This window comes from Telmatospirillum siberiense (assembly GCF_002845745.1).
Lineage (GTDB): Bacteria > Pseudomonadota > Alphaproteobacteria > Rhodospirillales > Magnetospirillaceae > Telmatospirillum > Telmatospirillum siberiense.
Map to the genome: position 1 here is coordinate 1 of NZ_PIUM01000079.1, position 1490 is coordinate 1490.

The 1490-nt window shown below is 61.6% G+C and carries 1 protein-coding gene; it reads left to right on the forward strand.

The window, feature by feature from the left end; genetic code table 11:
* Positions 1–130 precede the first annotated feature (130 nt).
* The coding region (gene ltrA, locus CWS72_RS27270; RefSeq protein WP_420824093.1) for a group II intron reverse transcriptase/maturase at positions 131–1490 on the forward strand (1360 nt) is incomplete at its 3' end.

Below are 1490 nucleotides of genomic sequence, written 5' to 3' on the forward strand. Positions count from 1 at the left end.
CCCCAACATAGTAGCGATGAAGCCGACGAACAAAGCCGGAAGACTGGTGGCGGAGTCGGTGGAGCCAAGGGCGGGGACCGAGGGGAACGCGGACCAGCAACGCACACTCCGGACGCAGAGCCGGGAGCGTGTGACCCAGGCGCTGGGCCGCGTACGGCAAGCCGCGAGGCTGAGAAAGAAGGAAAAGTTCACCGCGCTTCTCCACCACATCACTGTCAACCTGCTCAGGCAGGCGTTCTTGGCGCTCAAGCGCAAAGCCGCCCCCGGCGTCGATGGCATGACGTGGAAGGACTACGAGGCAGACCTGGAGCGGAGGCTCTCAGACTTGCATGATCGGGTCCACCGAGGGGCATACCGACCACAACCGTCCCGCCGGACGTACATACCGAAGGCGGATGGCCGGCAAAGGCCGCTGGCGATTGCCGCCCTGGAAGACAAGATTGTCCAGGGGGCCACCACCATGGTGCTCAACGCCATCTACGAGGAAGATTTCCTTGGATTCTCATACGGGTTCCGACCTGGACGGGGACCACACGATGCGCTGGACGCCCTGGTGGTGGGGATCACCAACCGGAAGGTGAACTACATTTTGGACGCCGACATTCGGGACTTTTTCGGATCGGTGAGCCAGGAATGGCTGTGCCGCTTCGTCGAACACCGGATCGGCGACCAGCGCATCATTCGCCTGATCCAGAAATGGCTCCGGGCGGGCATCCTCGAAGATGGAACGGTGACGGTCAGTGACCGGGGAACGGGGCAAGGCTCGGTGGTGTCACCGCTGCTTGCCAACGTTTACCTGCACTACGTTCTCGACCTCTGGGCCGAACGCTGGCGACGGCGCGAGGCCCGCGGCGACATGATCGTTGTGCGCTATGCCGACGATGTGGTGGCCGGCTTCGAGCGGGAGGACGACGCACGTCGCTTCCTTGATGCGGTGCGCGCGAGGTTCGAGGAGTTTGCGTTGTCGCTCCATCCGGACAAGACCCGTCTGATCGAGTTTGGCCGCCACGCGGCGGCGAAACGCGGGAAACTCGGGCTCGGAAAACCGGAAACCTTCAATTTTCTGGGCTTCACCTTTATCTGCGGCAAGTCGCGTCAGGGCAAATTCCTGATCAAGCGGAAGTCACGACGCGACCGCATGCAGGCCAAACTCAAGGAAGTGAAGGAGGAACTGCGGAAACGCAGACATCAGCCGATTCCCGAACAGGGAAGATGGCTGAAGCAGGTCGTCACCGGTTTCTTCAACTATCATGCGGTGCCGACCAACAGCCAGACGCTCAAGGCGTTCCGAAACCATGTGGTCGATCTCTGGCGTCGAACGCTTCGGCGGCGAAGCCAGAAAGATCGGACGGCCTGGATGAGGATCGTCAAACTCGCCGATGACTGGCTACCTAAGCCCCGCATCCTTCATCCCTGGCCGAACCAGAGGTTCGCCGTCAAATACCCGAGGTGGGAGCCGTATGCGGGAAAGCCGCACGTACGGATCTGTG